Origin of the sequence: Streptomyces sp. NPDC048420 (assembly GCF_040651535.1) — a bacterium.
Taxonomy (GTDB): Bacteria; Actinomycetota; Actinomycetes; order Streptomycetales; family Streptomycetaceae; genus Streptomyces.
The window spans coordinates 178,167-196,062 of sequence record NZ_JBEZKG010000007.1 but is presented as its reverse complement, the minus strand read 5'-3'; the positions used below and the strand labels follow the sequence as shown (position 1 = coordinate 196,062).

Here is a 17,896-nt window from a genome sequence, read left to right as displayed (position 1 = left end):
CCTTTCCTCGCGTGCGGCGCAACCGCTGTGCGGCGCACGCATCGGTGAGTGGTCGTACGGTTCCCGGGCGGTTCAGTGGTGCGCGGCAGGTTCCCCGAACCATCGGCGCAGTGCCGCGCGCAGCCCGGTGACGCTGTCGCCGGCCCAGGCGACATAGCCGTCCGGGCGCACCAGCAGAGCGTGTCCTCGGGGGAGCGGGGACCCGGCGGCCGGCTGTGCGTCGAGGATGTCGACGTCCTCGCGCCACGGCCGCGCGGCCTCGGCGAGTGCGGGGGCAGAGCCGGCGGCCAGGGGGAGCAGAAGTCCTCTGCCGGGCCGCAGCAGTTCGGTGGTGCGCAACTGGCGGGCGGAGGTCGTCAGTTCGGCGTCGGGCAGTCGGCGGCCGACCAGGGGTTGGCTGTCGTCCCCCAGGTCGTAGCGGACACCGAGGCCGCTGATCATCCCGGCCAGATACTCCTGTACGTCGCTCAGACCGACGAGTTCGGCGAGCAGCGCGCGGACCGGTTCGACCTCGGGGCCGCCGAGGAGAAGGTCGGCCTGGGCCCGGATGTTGGCCAGGACCTGCCGGCCCACGGCGTGCCGTTCGGCGTGATAGGTGTCGAGGAGCGCGTCGGTGGCGCGGCCGCGGACCACGGCGGCGAGTTTCCAGCCGAGGTTGAAGGCGTCCTGGACACCGAGGTTGAGCGCCTGGCCGCCGCTGGGCAGCTGCCGGTGCGCGGCGTCACCGGCGAACAGCACCCGTCCTTGCCGGTACCGCGTGAGCTGGCGGTTGGCGTCGCCGAAGGCGTTGACCCAGATCGGTGTGCCGTGGCCGATGTCCTCGCCGGTGACGCGCCGCCAGGACGCCACGACCTCCGCGAACTTCGGCGCACCGTCGCGCGGACCGGCCGGACGGCCGAACTCGTGGACCATGACGCGGGTGACACCGCCCCGCGTGGCCGAGATGGCGAGACCCCGCTCCAGCCGCTGGAAGCGCCGGTCGGGAACGTCGACACCCCGGACATCGGCGCGCAGCAGCTCGCGGCCCGCGTCCCGGCCCGGGAACTCGGCCGCGGTGAGGCGTCGTACCGTGCTGTCCTCGCCGTCGCACGCCACCAGGTACCGGGCACGCACCCGCAGGGGCCCGGCCGGGCCGACGGCCTCGGCCTCGACCCGGTCCTGGCGGGCCGTCACCGTGTGCAGGCGGTGACGGCGGCGCAGGGTGGCGCCGAGCGCGGCGGCCCGCTCCTGCAGCACCTCCTCGGTGCGGGTCTGGTCGACCTTCCACTGTCCGGCGTACGGGCCCGGCAGCGTCAGGTCGAGCGGCACGCCGCCGAAGTGACCGCGGGTGTCATGGGGTGGTGTCCCCAGGGCGGGCAGAAGTCCCCGTGCGTCGAAGATCTCCATGGTGCGGGCGTGCAGGGTGGAGGCGCGGGACTCCGTGGTCGGCCCGGGCCGCTCGTCGAGGACCAGCACCCGGGCGCCGCCGAGCCGTAGCTCGGCGGCGAGCATCAGTCCGGCGGGGCCTGCTCCGACCACCACGACATCGGTGTCCTGGCGGTCCGCTGTCACGGCCGACGCCTGCTCTCCGCGAAGGCCTTCGCGTGCCGGAGGGTGGCCTGGCTGTTGGTCGACAGCGCGGTGTGGACGTAGGAGCGGGCGTCGGCGACGGTGGCGTCGGCGCCGAGGATCGCCGCGATGTTCCCGGCGTTGAGGGTGACGGTGTGCTGGGAGGTGGCGACGACGGCGGCGCCGTCCTCCGCAAAGGTCCAGCGGCCGGTGTGCAGGGCCAGCAGGGCGGGCAGGGTGACCTGCTTGTACGCGATCGTGTGGTGCGCGAAGGTGACCCGGTACGACTTGGTGGTGTGCACCGAGCCGTCCTTGGCCCGGGTGTCCATCTCCAGGCTCTGCAGTCCGGGGGTGTCCTCGGTGAGCCGGACCGTGGCCACGTGCGGGAGGCGCTCGGCCCACTGGTCGGCCTCGTCGATGAAGGCGTAGACATCCTTGGCCGCGCCGTCGATACGCACCGAGTCCTCGAACGAGAACGTCAACTCACGCGCCGCATGGGCGAGTTCGACGTTCTCCTTGAGGGCGGCGAGCTCCGACCTGCTGTTGCGGTCCACCGCCTGGTCGATCCAGATCAGGTCGTGCGGGTCGTCGTCGACGGCCCGGTAGTCGTGCAGCAGCCGCACCCGGCTCTCGTGCTCACCGAGCGATTCGATGATCCAGGTGCCGCCCATGGCGGCCACCGGCGGGGTGCTCACCTCCTGGCGGAAGGTGATGCGCAGCTCCTCCGGGAAGAGCTCCCGGCGCGAGGTCCAGTTCTTGGGCTCCCCGTTGGCCGTGGCCCAGATGCGGATGCGCTCCCGCGCACCGTCGTGCTCCACTCGATCGACATGGATGGTGGGCGGGAAGATCCGGGGCCAGTTCTCCACCTCCGCAAGGAGCTGGTACACCGCCGGTGCGGGCGCGGCGATGGTGATGTCGTGCTCTACCTCACGGGTCGTCATGTCGGTTCTGCTCTCCTGGAATCGGGGTGGTTCGGACCGGGTCAGAAGTTGCCGAGGCCGCCGCAGACGTTGATGGCCTGCGCGGTGACGGAGGCGGCCGTGTCCGAGGCGAGGTAGGCGACCATGCCGGCCACCTCCTCCGGGGTGGAGTAGCGGCCGAGAGGGATCTTGGACTGGAACTTGGTGAGGATCGCGTCCTCGGTGGTGTCGTACGCGGCGGCATAGCCCTGACGGACCCGCTCGGCCATCGGCGTCTCGACGTAACCGGGGCAGACGGCGTTCACCGTGATGCCGGTCGGGGCCAGTTCGTTGCCGAGGGCCTTCGTGAAACCGACCACGCCGTGCTTGGACGCGGAGTAGGGAGCGCCCAGGACGACGCCCTGCTTCCCGGCGGTGGAGGCGATGTTGATGATGCGGCCACGGCTCTTGTGGCGCATGCCTCCGGTGTTGAGGACTTCCTTGGTCAGCCGGAAGACGCTGTTGAGGTTGGTCTCGATGACGTCGGCCCACAGCTCGTCGTCGATGTCGGCCGTGACTCCGCCACCGGACCGGCCGGCGTTGTTGACCAGGACATCCACACTGCCGAAGCGGTCGACGGCGGCCTGGACGAAGGCGGCGGCGGACGCGGAGTCCCGTACGTCGAGGACACCGCCGTCGGCCTCGAACCCGGCTGCCTGGAGTTCCTTCACCGTGGCGGCCACGTTGTCGGCGTCGCGCGCGCCGATGAAGACGCGGTGGCCGTCGGCGGCCAGGGCCCGCGCGGCGGCGAGACCGATGCCGCTAGTGGCACCTGTGATCAGAGCGACCCGCTTGTCCTGCGTAGACATTCGCTTCCTCTTCTGGAGTTCCGGGAGGGTGGACGGCGCTACGGGCCGGGCGAACCGATCGCCCGGCCCGTAGACAGAGGTGCGTGGTCGCTCAGGCAGCGCTCTGGACGGCACCCAGCGACTCGTTGACGGCGGCGATGAGCGTGCGGGGGGTCTGGACGTCGGACAGCAGCTCCTCGTCGAGCGCGATGCCGTACTCGCGCTCGATGCGGCTGCCGGTCTCCAGGAGCGCCAGCGACTCGTAGCCGAGGCTTTCGAACTCCTCGTCGAGGATGTCGCCTTCGAGGTCGACGCCCTCGTCGGCGCCAGCCGCCTCAAGGAGAATGCGGCGCAGGTCGTCCAGGGTGAAGTGCGCAGTGGGCACGTGAATTCCTTCCTGATGGGAGAGAACGGCCGACAAGGCGACCGGGTCTTGGCCGGTGCCGGGGATCAGGCGGCGGCGCGGACGACGACGGCCGAGTTGAACCCGCCGTACCCGCGTGCCAGGACGAGCGCGGCACGCACCGAGGCGGAGCGGGGCTGGTCGACGACCAGGTCGAGCCCGTAGGTCTGGTCCGCGGTCACATGGATCGTCGGGGGGATCAGCCCGTCCTCGACGGCGAGCAGCGCGGACGCGATGTCGAGCGGGCCCGCGCCGGAGTAGAGCCGGCCGGTCATCGTCTTGGGTGCGGTGACCGGGACGCCGCGGACCCCGAAGACCGCGGAGATCGCCTCCGCCTCGCTCCGGTCCAGCTCCGGCACCCCGGCCGCGTCGGCGAAGACCGCGTCGATGTCGCCGGGGGCCATGTCCGCGTCGGCCAGGGCGAGTTCGACGGCCTTGCGCAGACCGGGCTCGCGGCCGCTGCCGGGCCTGGGGTCGAAGGTGGACCCGTAGCCGGCGATCTCCCCGTAGGCGCGTGCTCCGCGCTCACGCGCGGACTCGGCCGACTCCATGATCAGAATGGCGCCGCCCTCGCCCGGCACATAGCCGGACGCCTCGGCATCGAACGGCAGGTACGCCCGGGTCGGTTCGCTGCTGCGGGTCAGCCGGCCCGCGGCCTGCTGCGCCACCCAGCCCCAGGGGCAGATCGACGCGTCGATCCCGCCGGAGACGATCATCGGCGTGCCCTTGCGGATGAGCCGGCGGCCGTGGGCCACCGCGTCGAGCCCGCCGGCCTCGTCACTGACGATGACCCCGCTGGGCCCCTTCATCCCGTTGCGGATGGAGATCTGCCCGCTGTTGACGGCGTAGAACCAGGCGAAGGACTGGTACGCGGAGACGTACCCACTGCCCTGACCCCACAGTTTCCGCAGTTCGTTCTGGCCGAACTCGAATCCGCCGGAGGAACTGGCGGTCACCACCCCCATGTCGTAGTCGGGCAGTCGGCCGGGATCGATCGCCGCGTCCTGCAACGCCCAGTCCGTGGCGACCAGCGCCATCCGCGTCATCCGGTCGGTCTGCGGGATCAACCGGCTCGGCAGGTGCTCCTCGGCGACGAAGCCCGGCACCTCACCGGCGAGCGTCGACGGATACGACGACGGGTCGAAACGGGTGACCCGGCCGATCCCGTTCTTGCCGCTGCGCGTCGCCGACCAGAACTCCTTCGTGCCCAGACCGTTGGGAGCGGCGATCCCCAGACCGGTCACTACCACCGAGGTGGTCATGCCACGCTCCTCTCGGGCCGCGCCAGCACCATGGCGCTCTGGAATCCGCCGAAACCGCTCCCGACGGTCAGCACGGCGTCGGTCAGCTGCTCCCGCGCGACCAGCGGGACGTAGTCGAGGTCGCACTCGGGGTCCGGGGTGTGCAGATTCGCCGTGGGCGGGACGACGTTGTGCTCCATGGCCAGCGCGGACGCGGCGATCTCGATGGATCCGATGGCGCCAAGCGAATGCCCGACCATCGACTTGATCGAACTGACCGGGGTCCGGTACGCGTGGTCGCCCAGGCTGCGCTTGAAGGCGGCGGTCTCGTGCCGGTCGTTCTGCTTGGTGCCCGACCCGTGGGCGTTGACGTAGTCGATCGCGGTCGGGTCCATCCGCGCCTCGGCCAGTGCCGTGTCGATGGCCTCCGCCATCTCGGCGCCGTCCGGGCGCAGCCCGGTCATGTGGTACGCGTTGGAGCGCGTCGCGTAGCCCGCCACCTCCGCGTAGATGTGCGCTCCGCGCTTCCTGGCGCTCTCCAGCTCCTCCAGGACGAACACCGCCGCGCCCTCACCGAGGACGAAACCGTTGCGCGTTCCGTCGAAGGGGCGAGAGGCGTGCGCGGGGTCGTCGTGCCGGGGCGTCGTCGCCTTGATCGCGTCGAAGCAGGCCATCGTGATCGGGGAGATCGGGGCGTCGGACGATCCGGCGATCATGACGTCGGCGGTTCCCTCGCGGATGAGCTCCACGGCATGGCCGACGGAGTCGATACCCGAGGTGCACCCGGTGGAGACCACCGTGCTGGGGCCCTGCGCGCCGGCGGCCCAGGCGACCTCGGCCGCGAAGGAGCTCGGCACCAGGTAGTTGTACAGATGCGGCACCGCGTACTCGTGGTCCACGAGGTGCAGCCGGCCGCCGTCGCTGACGACCTTGTACTCCTCGTCCAGGCCCGTCGTGGCACCGACGGCGCTCCCGATGGTCACTCCCACCCGGTACGGGTCGTGGTCGTCCAGCTCGATCCCGCTGTCGTCCACGGCACCCCGGGCGGCGACGACCGCGAACTGGGCGGCGCGGTCCATGCGGCGGACCTCTTGCGGGGTCAGGCCGTGGGCTTCGGGGTCGAAGTCCATCTCGGCGGCGACCCGCGACCGGAACGGGGCCGGGTCGAAGAACGTGATGCCACGGGTGGCGGTCCGTCCCTCGCTCAGCAGGTCCCAGAAGCTCTTACGCCCCACGCCGCCGGGTGCCAGCACCTCGATGCCGGTGATGACCACGCGTCGACCGGTCACGCGGACCCCTCCCAGTGGTAGAAGCGCGTGGCCATCGCGTCGGCGGGCGAACGCCAGGTCTTCGGGTCGTACGCGCCGATGTACGGCTTCAGGTCCTCACTGATCGCCACGAACCGCGCGTCGGTCTTGGCCTCCTCGATCAGCTCACCGCCGTTGTCCCCGTCGAAATCCTGAAGGTGGAAGTACAACCCCCGGTAATGGAACAGCTGCCGCCGACGCGTCCCCATGCGATGCGGCATTTCCGTGTTGTCGAATTCTCCGAAAAGCTTGGCGACATCCGCGTTCGCCTCTGGATCCATGCGCGCAACGATCAACGTGCTGTGCATTTTCCCCTCTTCCTCTTGCACCCGCGAAACTCCCGAAAGGAATTGATATAAGTATCCCGGCTCGGCCATATCGAATTCAACAGCAGAAATGTCAGGGCAGTGTCGGATTCGTCAACGGGGCGACCGGAATTCCTTGATCTCGCAGATCGCCGAGCCCGAGGTGATGGACGCGCCGACCTCCAGGGACAGGCCCTTGATGGTGCCGGAGCGGTGGGCGTTCAGCGGCTGTTCCATCTTCATGGCTTCGAGTACGACGACGAGGTCGCCCTCCTCGACCTCCTGGCCCTCCTCGACGGCGACCTTGACGATCGTGCCCTGCATCGGGGACGCGAGGGTGTCGCCGGAGGCGGCGGGACCGGACTTCCTGGCCGCGCGGCGCTTCGGCTTGGCGCCGGCCGCCAGGCCCGTACGCGCAAGGGACATGCCGAGCGACGACGGGAGGGAGACCTGAAGGCGCTTGCCGCCGACCTCGACGACGATGGTCTCGCGCTCGCCGTCCTCCTCCTCGGCGTCCGCGCCGACCGGGGCGAACGGCGGGATGTCGTTGCCGAACCCGGTCTCGATCCAACGGGTGTGGACCGTGAACGGGCCCTCGCCGCCACTCAGTTCGGGCGCGAACGCCGGGTCGGTGACGACCTCGCGGTGGAACGGGATGGCGGTGGCCATGCCCTCGACCTGGAATTCGGCCAGCGCGCGGGCGGCCCGCTCCAGGGCCTCCTTGCGGGTGCGGCCGGTGACGATCAGCTTGGCCAGCAGGGAGTCCCAGGCGGGGCCGATGACCGAGCCGGACTCGACACCGGCGTCCAGGCGGACGCCCGGGCCGGAGGGTGCCTCGAACTTGGTGACGGTGCCGGGGGCGGGCAGGAAGTTGCGGCCCGGGTCCTCGCCGTTGATGCGGAACTCGAAGGAGTGGCCGCGCAGTTCGGGGTCGTCGTAGCCGAGTTCCTCGCCGTCGGCGATGCGGAACATCTCGCGCACCAGGTCGATGCCGGCGACCTCCTCGGTCACCGGGTGCTCGACCTGGAGGCGGGTGTTGACCTCCAGGAAGGAGATCGTGCCGTCCGCGCCGACCAGGAACTCGACCGTGCCGGCGCCGACGTAGCGGGCCTCCTTGAGGATCGCCTTGGAGGCGCTGTACAGCTCCTCGACCTGGGCGTCCGACAGGAACGGCGCCGGGGCCTCCTCGACCAGCTTCTGGTGGCGGCGCTGGAGCGAGCAGTCACGGGTGGAGACGACGACCACGTTGCCGTGCTTGTCGGCCAGGCACTGGGTCTCCACGTGTCGGGGGCGGTCCAGGTAGCGCTCGACGAAGCATTCCCCGCGGCCGAACGCGGCCACCGCCTCACGGACGGCGGAGTCGTAGAGCTCGGGGACCTCTTCGAGGGTGCGGGCGACCTTCAGACCGCGCCCGCCACCGCCGAAGGCGGCCTTGATGGCGATCGGCAGGCCGTGCTCCTCGGCGAAGGCCACGACCTCCTCGGCGCCCGAGACCGGGTCGGGCGTGCCGGCGACCAGCGGGGCACCGGCGCGCTGCGCGATGTGCCGGGCGGCGACCTTGTCACCGAGGTCGCGGATGGCCTGCGGGGGCGGGCCGATCCAGATCAGGCCCGCGTCGAGCACGGCCTGCGCGAACTCGGCGTTCTCCGACAGGAATCCGTAGCCGGGGTGAATGGCGTCCGCGCCGGAGTCCTTTGCAGCCTGCAACACCTTGGCGATGTCCAGATAACTGGTCGCGGGGGTGTCACCACCCAGCGCGAAGGCCTCGTCGGCCGCGCGGACATGCAGAGCGCCCCGGTCCGGTTCGGCGTATACGGCAACGCTCGCGATCCCGGCGTCCCGGCACGCCCGGGCCACGCGGACAGCGATTTCGCCACGGTTGGCGATGAGCACCTTGCGCACGATGGCTCCTCCTTGCTCGGATATCACCAGCCTGTTCGCCGGCGAATATCCGCTTCTCGTCAAGACAGGACCTGATGGGAATTCAGTACGTTGCGGTGGATGTCCAGGGCCGCCGTGGACTTGTTGAGCGTGATGTAGTGCAGGCCCGGCGCACCCTCCGCCAGCAGCCGCTCCGCCATGGCGGTGGCGTACTCGACCCCGATGCGGTGGCCCTCGGCCGGGTTGTCGCGGGCGGCTTCCAGGTGGTGGGCGAGGTCTTCGGGGAAGGCGGCGTGGGAGAGTTCGGCGAAGCGGGTGATCTGGCGGACGTCGGTGGCCGGCATGATCTCCGGGATGATCGGCGTCGTACAGCCGGCGGCCGCCACCCGGTCCCGCAGCCGCAGGTAGTCCTCCACGTCGAAGAACATCTGCGTGATCGCGTAGTCCGCGCCCGCCCGGCACTTGGCCACGAAATGCCGGATGTCGGACTCCCAGTCGGGCGAACGCGGATGACGTTCGGGGAAGGCCGCGACGCCGATCCTGAAGTCTCCCAACTCCCGCACCAGCTCGACGAGTTCGTACGCGTACGTGAAGCCGTCCGGATGCGCCGGCCATGGTCCCTGAGGGTCACCGGGCGGATCCCCCCGCACGACGAGCACGTCGCGCACTCCCGCGTCGGCGTACCGGCCGATGATGCGGCGCAGTTCCGCCACCGAGTGGCCGACCGCGGTGAGGTGAGCGACAGGGCGCAGTGTCGTCTCGGCGACCAGGCGCTGGGTGACCTCGATGGTGCGGTCCCGTGAGGAGCCGCCTGCGCCGTAGGTGACGGAGACGAAGTCCGGCGCGAACGGCTCGACCCGGCGGATCGCCCGCCACAGCGTCCGCTCGCCCTTGGCGGTCTTGGCCGGGAAGAACTCGAAGGAGAAGGTGGTCATGACCTGCTTCCTCCGGCGCTGAACCAGTACGCCCACAGCCCCGCGATCTCCTGCGCGGCCCCGGCGCCGTACGCGTCCTCGAACACCCGCGTGAGACGGTCGGCATCGACCTCGTAGGCCTGGGAGCCCACCGTCTCCAGAGCCGACGCGGCCAGCACACATCCCAGCCGGGCCGCTGTCGGAAGGGACAGGTCATGACTGAGGGCGGTGAGGAATCCGGCACGGAAGGCGTCGCCCACGCCGGTCGGGTCCACCGAGCGTGCGCCGGGGACCGCCGGGACGGTGATCGGGGCCTTGCTCCGGCGATCGACGCGGACGCCGGCTGCTCCCAGGGTGGTCACCCAGGCACCGACCTTGCCGAGGATGTCGGCCTCGGTCCAGCCGGTGCGCTCCAGGACCAGCGCCTTCTCGTACTCGTTGGTGAACAACCACCGGGCCCCGTCGACCAGTTCGCGTACCTCGGCGCCGTCCAGCCGGGCCAGTTGCTGGGACGGGTCGGCCGCGAAGGGGATGTCCCGTTCCCGGCATTCGCGGGTGATGCGCAGCATGGCGCCGGGGTCGTTCGGGCAGACCAGGACCAGATCGGGCCGGCTGGAGCCCGCCACCGCATCGGGCAGGCCGATGTCGGCCGATTCGGCCATGGCTCCCGCGTAGAAGGCGGCGATCTGGTTGCCGTCCTGATCGGTGAGGCACATGAACCGGGCTGTCTGCCGGGTCGCGGAGACGTGGACGGGGCCGGTGTCGACTCCGTGCTCCTTGAGCCACAGCCCGTACTCGGCGAAGTCGTGGCCCACCGAACCGATGAGCTGGGGGGAAAGGCCGAGGCAGCCGAGTCCGAAGGCGATGTTGGCCGCCACTCCACCGCGGCGCACTTCCAGTTCGTCGACGAGGAAGGAGAGCGAGAGGTGGGCGAGCTGGTCGGGCAGCAGCTGATCCGCGAACCGGCCGGGGAAGATCATGAGATGGTCCGTTGCGATGGAACCTGTCACCGCGATGCGCACGTCGACTCTCCTGGGGTAGGGCTGGTGGCCGTCAGGTGCGGTGCTGTCACCGTCCTACGGCGGCCTTCAGCTGCGCGGCCCGGTCGGTTCGCTCCCAGGTGAACTGGGGAAGGTCACGGCCGAAGTGGCCGTACGCGGCGGTACGGGCGTAGATGGGGCGCAACAGGTCCAGGTCACGGACGATCGCGGCCGGACGCAGGTCGAAGACCTCGCCGATCGCTCGTTCGAGGTCGTTCTGGGGGACGGTGGCGGTGCCGAACGTCTCCACGAACAGGCCGACCGGCTCGGCCTTGCCGATGGCGTACGCGACCTGCACCTCGCAGCGTTCGGCGAGACCTGCCGCGACGACGTTCTTGGCGACCCAGCGCATCGCGTACGCGGCCGAGCGGTCGACCTTGGACGGGTCCTTGCCGGAGAAGGCACCGCCGCCGTGGCGGGAGTAGCCGCCGTAGGTGTCGACGATGATCTTCCGCCCGGTCAGGCCGGCGTCGCCCATGGGCCCGCCGATCTCGAAGCGACCGGTGGGGTTCACCAGCAGGCGGTAGTCGTCGGTCGCCAACTTGATTCCCTCGTCGGCGAGTTGAGCCAATACGTGCTCCACCACATGGGCCCGGATGTCGGGTGCCAGGAGGGAGTCCAGGTCGATGCCGGGGGCGTGCTGGGAGGAGACGACGATCGTGTCCAGACGGACCGGCCGGTCGTCGACGTACTCGATGGTGACCTGGGTCTTTCCGTCCGGTCGCAGATACGGGACGGTCCCGTCCTTGCGGACCTCCGCCAGGCGGCGGGACAGCCGGTGCGCCAGGTCGATCGGCAGCGGCATGAGCGAGGGGGTCTCCGCGGTCGCGTAGCCGAACATCAGCCCCTGGTCGCCCGCCCCCTGCCGGCCCAGGTCTCCGTCGGACGCGTCGGGTGCCGGGTCCGTCCGCTTCTCGTAGGCGCTGTCGACGCCCTGCGCGATGTCGGGTGACTGCCGGCCGAGCGAGACCGACACCCCGCAGGACGCACCGTCGAAGCCCTTGGCGGAGGAGTCGTAACCGATCTCGAGGATCTTGTCCCGCACGAGTGCGGAGATGTCGGCGTGACCCGAGGTCGTCACTTCGCCCGCGACATGCACCTGCCCGGTGGTGACCAGCGTCTCGACGGCGACACGGGCGGTGGGGTCCACGCTGAGCAGGGCGTCGAGGATGGTGTCACTGATCTGGTCGGCGATCTTGTCTGGATGTCCCTCGGTGACGGACTCCGAGGTGAACAGGCGTCGGAACATGACTCTCCCGAACTCGATGGGCGGGACTGCGGGCGATGGCGAAGGCAGGGTCCGCGGCCAAGCCTGTTCGGGGAGAGCGCCGCCCTTCAACACGCTCCGTTTCAGAACTCTGTCTGAATCGGCAAGCGGGGGGCCGTAGTTCCCGGGGCTGTCAGATCGAGGTCAGATCCTTGACAAGAGTTCCAGGTTCGGCGGCTTGATCACCGAACCTGGAACTCCTGGATCACTCCTGTGTGATCTGCCGGTACCACGGCACCGCGTGGGAGAACCCGGCGTCGAAGTCTCCGTCGGGGACGCGGCGGAGGTCGTTCCAGAGAGGGATGCTGTCGAAGAAGTGATCAGTGGTGAGCATGTCGAGAGCGGTGGTGGAGCGGCCGTGCCGGGTCAGGGCTTCGCGGGCCTCCACCAGGCTGATCTCCTTCTGCGGCCAGGGAATCGCGGCGCATTCGGCGACCGCCCGCAGCAGCCGTTCCGCGGTGACCGGCACCGGGTGAGCGGCGTGGTACACACGTGCGGTCAGCGCGCAGGCCGGTGCGAGGGCGGTGTCCACGACCAGCGTGGCCAGCTCCCGTACGGAGATCACCGACATCCGTGACGGCCAGCCCGCCACCGAGCCCGCAAGGACCCGCAGGCTGTCCGCGAGCCCAGGCCCGACCCAGGTGTCGCCCTCCCCGTAGATCAGGTGCGGGCGCAGCACCACACCGCCGGCCGAGAGGACCGCGTCCTCGGCGACGGCTCGGGTGCGGGACGTGGCCGACCCGGGGTTGCGGACGAGTTCGTCGGGGCGATCCCCGCGGAAGACCCCCCGACCGTATACGGACGCCGTGCTGAGCAGCACGATGCGCGAGACCCCCGCGCGCTGGGCCTCCGCGACCAGGGCCGTGGTGCCACGGGCGTTGACCGCTTCGTTGGCTTCCTCGGTGCCGCCGATCTGAGCGGCGCAGTGGACCAGGACGTCGACACCCTCACACACCCCACGCAGGGAGTCCGGACGGCCCAGATCCGCTGGCACCACAGCCGCGCCCCGGGCGGCGACCGGCTTCCGGTGGGACATGACGCGAAGTTCGACCGGGCGGCGTTCGGCTTCGCGGGCCACATGGCGACCCACGAAGCCCGACGCGCCGGTCAGCATGACTACGGACATGAGCAGCACTCCCAACTGCCGTACCGGGTCAGTGGGTTCGGGGACACACGTCGAGTACGGCGGAGAAGACCGGCTTGTCCCGCTGCGTGCCCTCCACCCGCACCAGCGCACGGCCCCGCTCCCCGCCGGGCTCGACATGGGCCTCGATCCAGCACGGTGCGTCGAACTCGGCATACGCGCTGAACGTGCTGTTCAGACCGAGCACCAGAGCGTCGGGCAGGCCGACGGCGGCATGGGCGGCCTGCCGTGCCGCCTCAAGCAGGACCATGCCGGGAACGTGGTCCACCGGGTGGTCGAAGTAGGTCGGGTGCGCCGTGTCGACCCGCAGTTCCCAGCGGTTGGCCGGGGAGCCGGGCGCGGGCTCGCCGAGCACGACGTGCCGGGGGCTGGTGTGTCCCACGCGGGCCGGGTCGAGGGCCGTCGGCATCGGAAGGTCGCTGCTGGTGGGACACGCACCGCGCAGCCGGCGGAACACTCCGGGACTCATGCATCTGAAGGAGGCCTGCGCCGTGCCGAGCGCCTTGCCGTCCCGCAGGACGAGGACGGCGTACTCCATCGCGGTCAGTGAGCCTGCGCGACGGACGATGTTCCGGCACTCCGTGCGCAGTTCGATCTCGGTGGGAACGTTCCCCGATCTGAGGAGCTCGGGTTCGATGGCGGTGCATATGTTCTGCATCAGGAACTGGTGCCCGAAGGGGACGTCGAACTCGGCGTGCGCGAGCAGGGACCCGATCTGGCGCACGGACTCGACCAGGAGCAGCGGATCCTGGTACTCGTCCTCGCGGGCGAACAGCGAGTGGCTGCGCGGCCATTGGGCGCGCACCACGAACTCGTCCGAGCTTTCCGAGAGAGCGGGGTCGACGGACTGCCACCCGGTCAGGAAGACCTCCGACACGGCCGCGCGGTGGACGTACTCGCGGGGCACCGTGGTGGTCAGGCGCTGGGCGGGGAGGGTGGCGAGAGCCGGACCGGCCGCGCGGGCGGGGTCCAGCCTCGGAGTGTGGGACGCGGGCGACTGCTCGGCGATGTGCGGCATGTGGTGCGCTCCTGTCGCGTGTGGGCAGGGGGCGTCGACGGCATGCCGTAGCTCCCCCCGGATCGGCATCCTTCCGTGGCAACAACATACAGACAGGTTCGCGTGTTTTCAGTTAACTGGGGATCAAGCTTTTTCGCAGCAACCATAGCGGAGTGGGGCATTCCGTAAGTTCCGATAGCAGATCACGGGCACAATCACCCGGTAGAGGCATTGACGTGGCGCGAAATGTGCCCCGTTGACAATCAGACATGTCTGTTTGTTATGTTCTCGTCGCCGACCGCGGCTCTCAAGGCTGCCGCGACCCCGCCTCAGGAGGATCAGATGACTCGGCAGGCCGTGGACCTACTGACTGCACCGGCTGCGCATCCCCGCCCATCATCCGCGCGCATCGGCCACTCCAGGCCGACGATGAGCGTCCCGAAGGCACCGAGCCGGAAGGAAGGGCTGCGCGTCCTGGTCGTCGAAGCCGACGTCAGGGATGCCGACCTTCTCCTGCAAGGCCTGTCGCGCCAGGGCTACGTGACGCTGAGTGCGACCAGCGGCGCCCAGGCGCTGCGGTCCCACGACGACGTCGACTTCGTCCTGCTCGACCTCGACCTGCCCGATCTCGACGGGCTGGAGGTGTGCCGAAGCATCCGCAGTGTCAGCGAGACCCCGATCATCACCGTCACGGCCCGCGACTCCGAGCTCGACCGCGTGCTGGGCCTGCAGGCCGGGGCCGACGACTATCTGGTCAAGCCGTACGGATTCCGGGAGCTGCTGGCCCGGATCGAGGCCATCATGCGGCGCGTCAACCGGCAGGGCCCGCCCTCGCGCGTGGCGGTGCACCAGGGCCTGCGGATCGACGCCGACGCACGGACGGCGACCCTCGACGGCAAGCCGCTCGACCTCACCCGCAAGGAGTTCGACCTGCTGTTCCTGCTGGCCTCGCAGCCGGGCACGGTGCTGCCGCGCCGCCACATCATGGCTCAGGTCTGGGGCGACGGCTGGTCTCCGCGCGGCCGCACGATCGACACCCATGTCGGGACGCTGCGGGGCAAACTCGGGTCGAGCGAGTGGATCCTCACCGTCAGGGGCATCGGCTTCCGGCTCGGGTGCCCCTAGGCCCGCAGGGGCCGGCCCGGCCCGTTCCGCCACGCACCGACCAGCTTGGGCTAAGATACAGACAAGTACGTTAAAAGTTTCGTGGCGAGGGATGAAATGGCCAAGCAGGAACGGGCAATGCGCACGCGTCACGCGATCCTCATGGCTGCCGCGGAACTGTTCGACGAGCGCGGTTACGACTCGGCGAGCACCACCGACATCCTGGCGCGAGCCGGCCTCACCCGCGGCGCGTTGTACCACCACTTCGCCTCCAAGGAAGCGATCGCTCTCGCGCTGATGAGCGTGCATGTCGAGGCACTTCAGGTGACGGAGCAGCCGGTGAAGCTGCAGAGCCTGATCGACCTGACGCTCACCTTCGCGCGACGCCTGCAGAGCGATCCGGCGCTGCGGGCCAGTGTGCGTCTGTCCGTGGAGCAGTCGTCGTTCACGAAGTACCGGACCGGCTACGACCAGTCCGTCGAGGTCATCCGGGCGGTTCTGCAACAGGCCGAGGAGCGGGGGGAGTTGTTGCCCGGCGTGGACATCGAGGAGGCGACCCTGTTCATCGTCGGCGCCTACACCGGTGTGCAGACCATGGCCCAGGCGTACAGCAACCGAACGGATCTGGTCGACCGGGTCGGCAGTCTGTGGCGGTTTGTGCTGCCCGGTCTCGCCACCCCGGGCCTCATGAGCCGGCTGCGGACCACCCCGCCCGTCGCGGCGGCTGCGTGACGGTCAGCCGCTCGACAGCTGCTCGGGAAGCTGCGCGCTGCTGACCGCCACCGGGGTCGCGGGCGCCGGTTCGGTGTGCGTGCCGAGGGCGCCGAACAGCAGTCGCAGCATCGCCCAGAGGCGGTTCACGCTCCCCGGTTCCCACCACTTGGGGTCGCTGCGGCCCAGTGTCTCCAGGCCTGCCGTCACCACCACGACGAGTTCGGCGAGATCCTCCGCACGGAACGCCGTATGCCGTTCGGTGTCGGTGATGCGCTCATGGAGCATGAGAAGCATCTCGTCGCGCAGCCACGGCTGTTGGAAGGATCCGTCACCGGCCAGCTGCATCCCCGCCCGGACGACCTTGTTCGTGCGCAGCGACTCGACCAGGGAGACGAGGAAACGCCGCGAGGCGTCTGTCGCGTCCTGCCGGAACGCCTCGGTCATCAGCGCGACGATCTGGTGATGCGCCTGCCGGTGCACCTCGGCGGCCAGCATCGCGGTCGAGGGGAAGTGATGGTACAAAGCCCCTCTGCTCACACCGGCCTTCCGGCAGATGTTGACCAGCCCCGCATCGGAGGGCTGACCGTCTGCGATCAGTTCCGCCATGGCGCGGACAAGAGATTGCCGGGTGCGGTGCGACCTGGTCTGCACGGGGGGACTCTCCCTCATTCGTGGTCTTCGCCGGACACGCCCCCCCATTGGTGTGCCGCCGAGCAGAACCATACAACATTGTCTCTTAATTGGAGCAGGTGAGGCCCCAAGGTTCCGCGCGATCGCCGATCGGGCAGGGGAGTCCGGGGCTGCGATCAGGCCATTCTGAGGTCAGCGCCGGAGCGTGGGGGACGAGGGAGCAGCACGAAGCAGACAGGTATGTTGGTTTTTCTGGCCAACAGGACGGCAACTGCTCAGCCGAGCGTCACTTGAAGCTCCTTGACGCCGTTGATCCACGCCGAGCGCAGGCGGCGGGGGTCACCGGTGGCTCGTAGGTCGGGCATGGCGTCGGCTATCGCGTTGAAGATCAGGTCGATCTCCAGGACCGCCAGGGACTTGCCCAGGCAGTAGTGGGGGCCTCCGCCGCCGAAGCCCAGGTGGGGATTGGGGTCCCGGGTGATGTCGAAGGCGCCGGGGTTGTCGAAGACCTCCGGGTCGTGGTTGGCGGCGGCGTAGAAGATGCCCACCCGGTCGCCCTTCTTGATCTGTTTGCCGCCCAACTCCGTGTCCTGGGTGGCCGTGCGCTGGAAGGCGTTGACCGGGGTCGCCCAGCGGACGATCTCCTCGGCGGCCGTCGACGGGCGTTCGCGCTTGTAGAGGTCCCACTGGTCGGGGTGGGTCAGGAACGCGTGCATGCCGTGGGTGATGGCGTTACGGGTGGTCTCGTTGCCCGCCACCGCCAGCATCAGGACGAAGAAGCCGAACTCGTCGGAGCCCAGGTTGCCCTCGTCCTCCGCCGACACCAGCGTGGTGACGATGTCCTTCGCCGGGCACTGCTTGCGGTCGGCCGCCATGTTCATCGCGTAGGCGATGACCTCCATGGCCGACTCCTGGCCGACCTCCTCGGTGATCGCGTACTCCGGATCGTCGTACGAGATCATCTTGTTGGACCAGTCGAAGATCTTCGCGCGGTCGTCCTGCGGGATGCCGATGAGCTCGGCGATCGCCTGGAGCGGGAGTTCGCAGGCCACCTGGGTGACGAAGTCGAAGGAACCGGGGTGGGCGCGCGCGGTCTCGACGATCGTCTGGGCGCGGTCGCGCAGGCGTTCCTCCAGGGCGCGGATGGCCCTCGGGGTGAACACGCGCTGGACGATGCCGCGGACCCGGGTGTGCTCCGGCGGGTCCATGTTCAGCAGGATCAGGCGCTGCGCGTCGATCGCGTCCCGCTCGATGCGCTCGTTGAAGCGGATGATCGCCGTGTTGAGGGAGGAGGAGAAGATCTCGGGGTGGGTGGAGACGTACTTGACGTCCGCGTGCCGGGTGACCGCCCAGTACCCCTCGTCCTGGAAGCCGGCGACATTGCCCGACTGGGGGATCCAGCGCACCGGCTCGGCCCGGCGCAGTTCGGCGAACTCCGGCAGCGGTACGCGGCTTTGCAGCAGGTCGGGGTCGGTGAAGTCGAATCCCTCGGGGAGCGCTGGACAGGTCATCGGCAACTCACTCCAGCTGTCTGGAATCTTTCTGACGGTCCATCAGGTACAGAGCTGCCGTGAAGGTAGTAACGGGTTCTACAAGAGGCAAGGGGTACGCAGGCCCCAATTGCCTGCACGACCCTTGCGGTGGTGGCCGGATC

At 69.6% G+C, this 17,896-nt stretch carries 17 protein-coding genes; 2 read left to right on the top strand and 15 right to left on the bottom strand.

Going from position 1 to position 17,896, the window contains the following annotated elements; all coding sequences use genetic code 11:
- Positions 1 to 72: 72 nt before the first annotated feature.
- The 13 genes from AB0D34_RS14410 to AB0D34_RS14350 all read right to left on the bottom strand — a co-directional run bounded on the left by AB0D34_RS14410 (position 73) and on the right by AB0D34_RS14350 (position 13,815).
- Positions 73 to 1,551, bottom strand: coding sequence for an FAD-dependent monooxygenase (locus tag AB0D34_RS14410; RefSeq protein ID WP_362661283.1), 1,479 nt, complete (start codon positions 1,549 to 1,551; stop codon positions 73 to 75).
- On the bottom strand, positions 1,548 to 2,489 hold the full coding sequence (locus AB0D34_RS14405) for an aromatase/cyclase (protein WP_362661281.1): 942 nt from the start codon (positions 2,487 to 2,489) through the stop codon (positions 1,548 to 1,550). The genes AB0D34_RS14410 and AB0D34_RS14405 overlap by 4 nt, the downstream gene beginning before the upstream one ends.
- Before the next feature lie 41 nt (positions 2,490 to 2,530).
- A complete protein-coding gene (fabG, locus tag AB0D34_RS14400; RefSeq protein WP_362661279.1) occupies positions 2,531 to 3,316 on the bottom strand; it encodes a 3-oxoacyl-ACP reductase FabG in 786 nt (261 codons plus the stop codon).
- A 91-nt stretch (positions 3,317 to 3,407) separates the two neighbouring features.
- Complete coding sequence (locus tag AB0D34_RS14395) at positions 3,408 to 3,680, bottom strand: acyl carrier protein (protein WP_362661278.1); 273 nt, start codon at positions 3,678 to 3,680, stop codon at positions 3,408 to 3,410.
- Between the two features lie 65 nt (positions 3,681 to 3,745).
- The gene (locus AB0D34_RS14390) at positions 3,746 to 4,960 is read right to left on the bottom strand and encodes a ketosynthase chain-length factor (RefSeq protein ID WP_362661276.1); all 1,215 of its coding nucleotides are present in this window, start codon (positions 4,958 to 4,960) and stop codon (positions 3,746 to 3,748) included.
- Positions 4,957 to 6,228 carry a beta-ketoacyl-[acyl-carrier-protein] synthase family protein gene (locus tag AB0D34_RS14385; protein ID WP_362661274.1) on the bottom strand — a complete coding sequence of 424 codons (1,272 nt, stop codon included), beginning with the start codon at positions 6,226 to 6,228 and terminating at the stop codon, positions 4,957 to 4,959. Before AB0D34_RS14385 ends, AB0D34_RS14390 begins: the two co-directional genes overlap by 4 nt.
- On the bottom strand, positions 6,225 to 6,554 hold the full coding sequence (locus tag AB0D34_RS14380; RefSeq protein WP_362661272.1) for a TcmI family type II polyketide cyclase: 330 nt from the start codon (positions 6,552 to 6,554) through the stop codon (positions 6,225 to 6,227). The genes AB0D34_RS14385 and AB0D34_RS14380 overlap by 4 nt, the downstream gene beginning before the upstream one ends.
- A 111-nt stretch (positions 6,555 to 6,665) precedes the next feature.
- The gene (locus AB0D34_RS14375) at positions 6,666 to 8,453 is read right to left on the bottom strand and encodes a biotin carboxylase N-terminal domain-containing protein (RefSeq protein ID WP_362661270.1); all 1,788 of its coding nucleotides are present in this window, start codon (positions 8,451 to 8,453) and stop codon (positions 6,666 to 6,668) included.
- A 59-nt stretch (positions 8,454 to 8,512) separates the two neighbouring features.
- Positions 8,513 to 9,367, bottom strand: coding sequence for a methylenetetrahydrofolate reductase [NAD(P)H] (metF, locus tag AB0D34_RS14370; RefSeq protein ID WP_362661268.1), 855 nt, complete (start codon positions 9,365 to 9,367; stop codon positions 8,513 to 8,515).
- Positions 9,364 to 10,368 carry a carbohydrate kinase family protein gene (locus AB0D34_RS14365; protein WP_362661266.1) on the bottom strand — a complete coding sequence of 335 codons (1,005 nt, stop codon included), beginning with the start codon at positions 10,366 to 10,368 and terminating at the stop codon, positions 9,364 to 9,366. The genes metF and AB0D34_RS14365 overlap by 4 nt, the downstream gene beginning before the upstream one ends.
- A 46-nt stretch (positions 10,369 to 10,414) precedes the next feature.
- Positions 10,415 to 11,635 (bottom strand): methionine adenosyltransferase, encoded by a 1,221-nt coding sequence (gene metK, locus AB0D34_RS14360; RefSeq protein ID WP_362661264.1) that lies wholly within the window; start codon positions 11,633 to 11,635, stop codon positions 10,415 to 10,417.
- A 223-nt stretch (positions 11,636 to 11,858) separates the two neighbouring features.
- Entirely contained in the window at positions 11,859 to 12,779 is a 921-nt protein-coding gene (locus AB0D34_RS14355; RefSeq protein WP_362661262.1) for an NAD-dependent epimerase/dehydratase family protein, read from the bottom strand.
- 28 nt (positions 12,780 to 12,807) lie between these two features.
- Entirely contained in the window at positions 12,808 to 13,815 is a 1,008-nt protein-coding gene (locus AB0D34_RS14350) for a ScbA/BarX family gamma-butyrolactone biosynthesis protein (protein WP_362661261.1), read from the bottom strand.
- A 408-nt stretch (positions 13,816 to 14,223) separates the two neighbouring features.
- On the opposite strand from AB0D34_RS14350, the gene AB0D34_RS14345 reads away from it, so the two are divergent.
- Positions 14,224 to 14,919 carry a response regulator transcription factor gene (locus AB0D34_RS14345; protein ID WP_362661259.1) on the top strand — a complete coding sequence of 232 codons (696 nt, stop codon included), beginning with the start codon at positions 14,224 to 14,226 and terminating at the stop codon, positions 14,917 to 14,919.
- Between the two features lie 117 nt (positions 14,920 to 15,036).
- Positions 15,037 to 15,630, top strand: coding sequence for a ScbR family autoregulator-binding transcription factor (locus AB0D34_RS14340; protein WP_362661257.1), 594 nt, complete (start codon positions 15,037 to 15,039; stop codon positions 15,628 to 15,630).
- A gap of 3 nt (positions 15,631 to 15,633) precedes the next feature.
- Here AB0D34_RS14340 and AB0D34_RS14335 read toward each other — a convergent pair whose 3' ends face one another.
- Both AB0D34_RS14335 and AB0D34_RS14330 read right to left on the bottom strand, forming a co-directional pair.
- Positions 15,634 to 16,263: a TetR/AcrR family transcriptional regulator gene (locus tag AB0D34_RS14335; RefSeq protein ID WP_362661255.1), complete on the bottom strand. Its 630-nt coding sequence runs from the start codon at positions 16,261 to 16,263 to the stop codon at positions 15,634 to 15,636.
- Positions 16,264 to 16,517: 254 nt separating this feature from the next.
- Complete coding sequence (locus AB0D34_RS14330; RefSeq protein WP_362661253.1) at positions 16,518 to 17,753, bottom strand: cytochrome P450; 1,236 nt, start codon at positions 17,751 to 17,753, stop codon at positions 16,518 to 16,520.
- Positions 17,754 to 17,896: the final 143 nt, after the last annotated feature.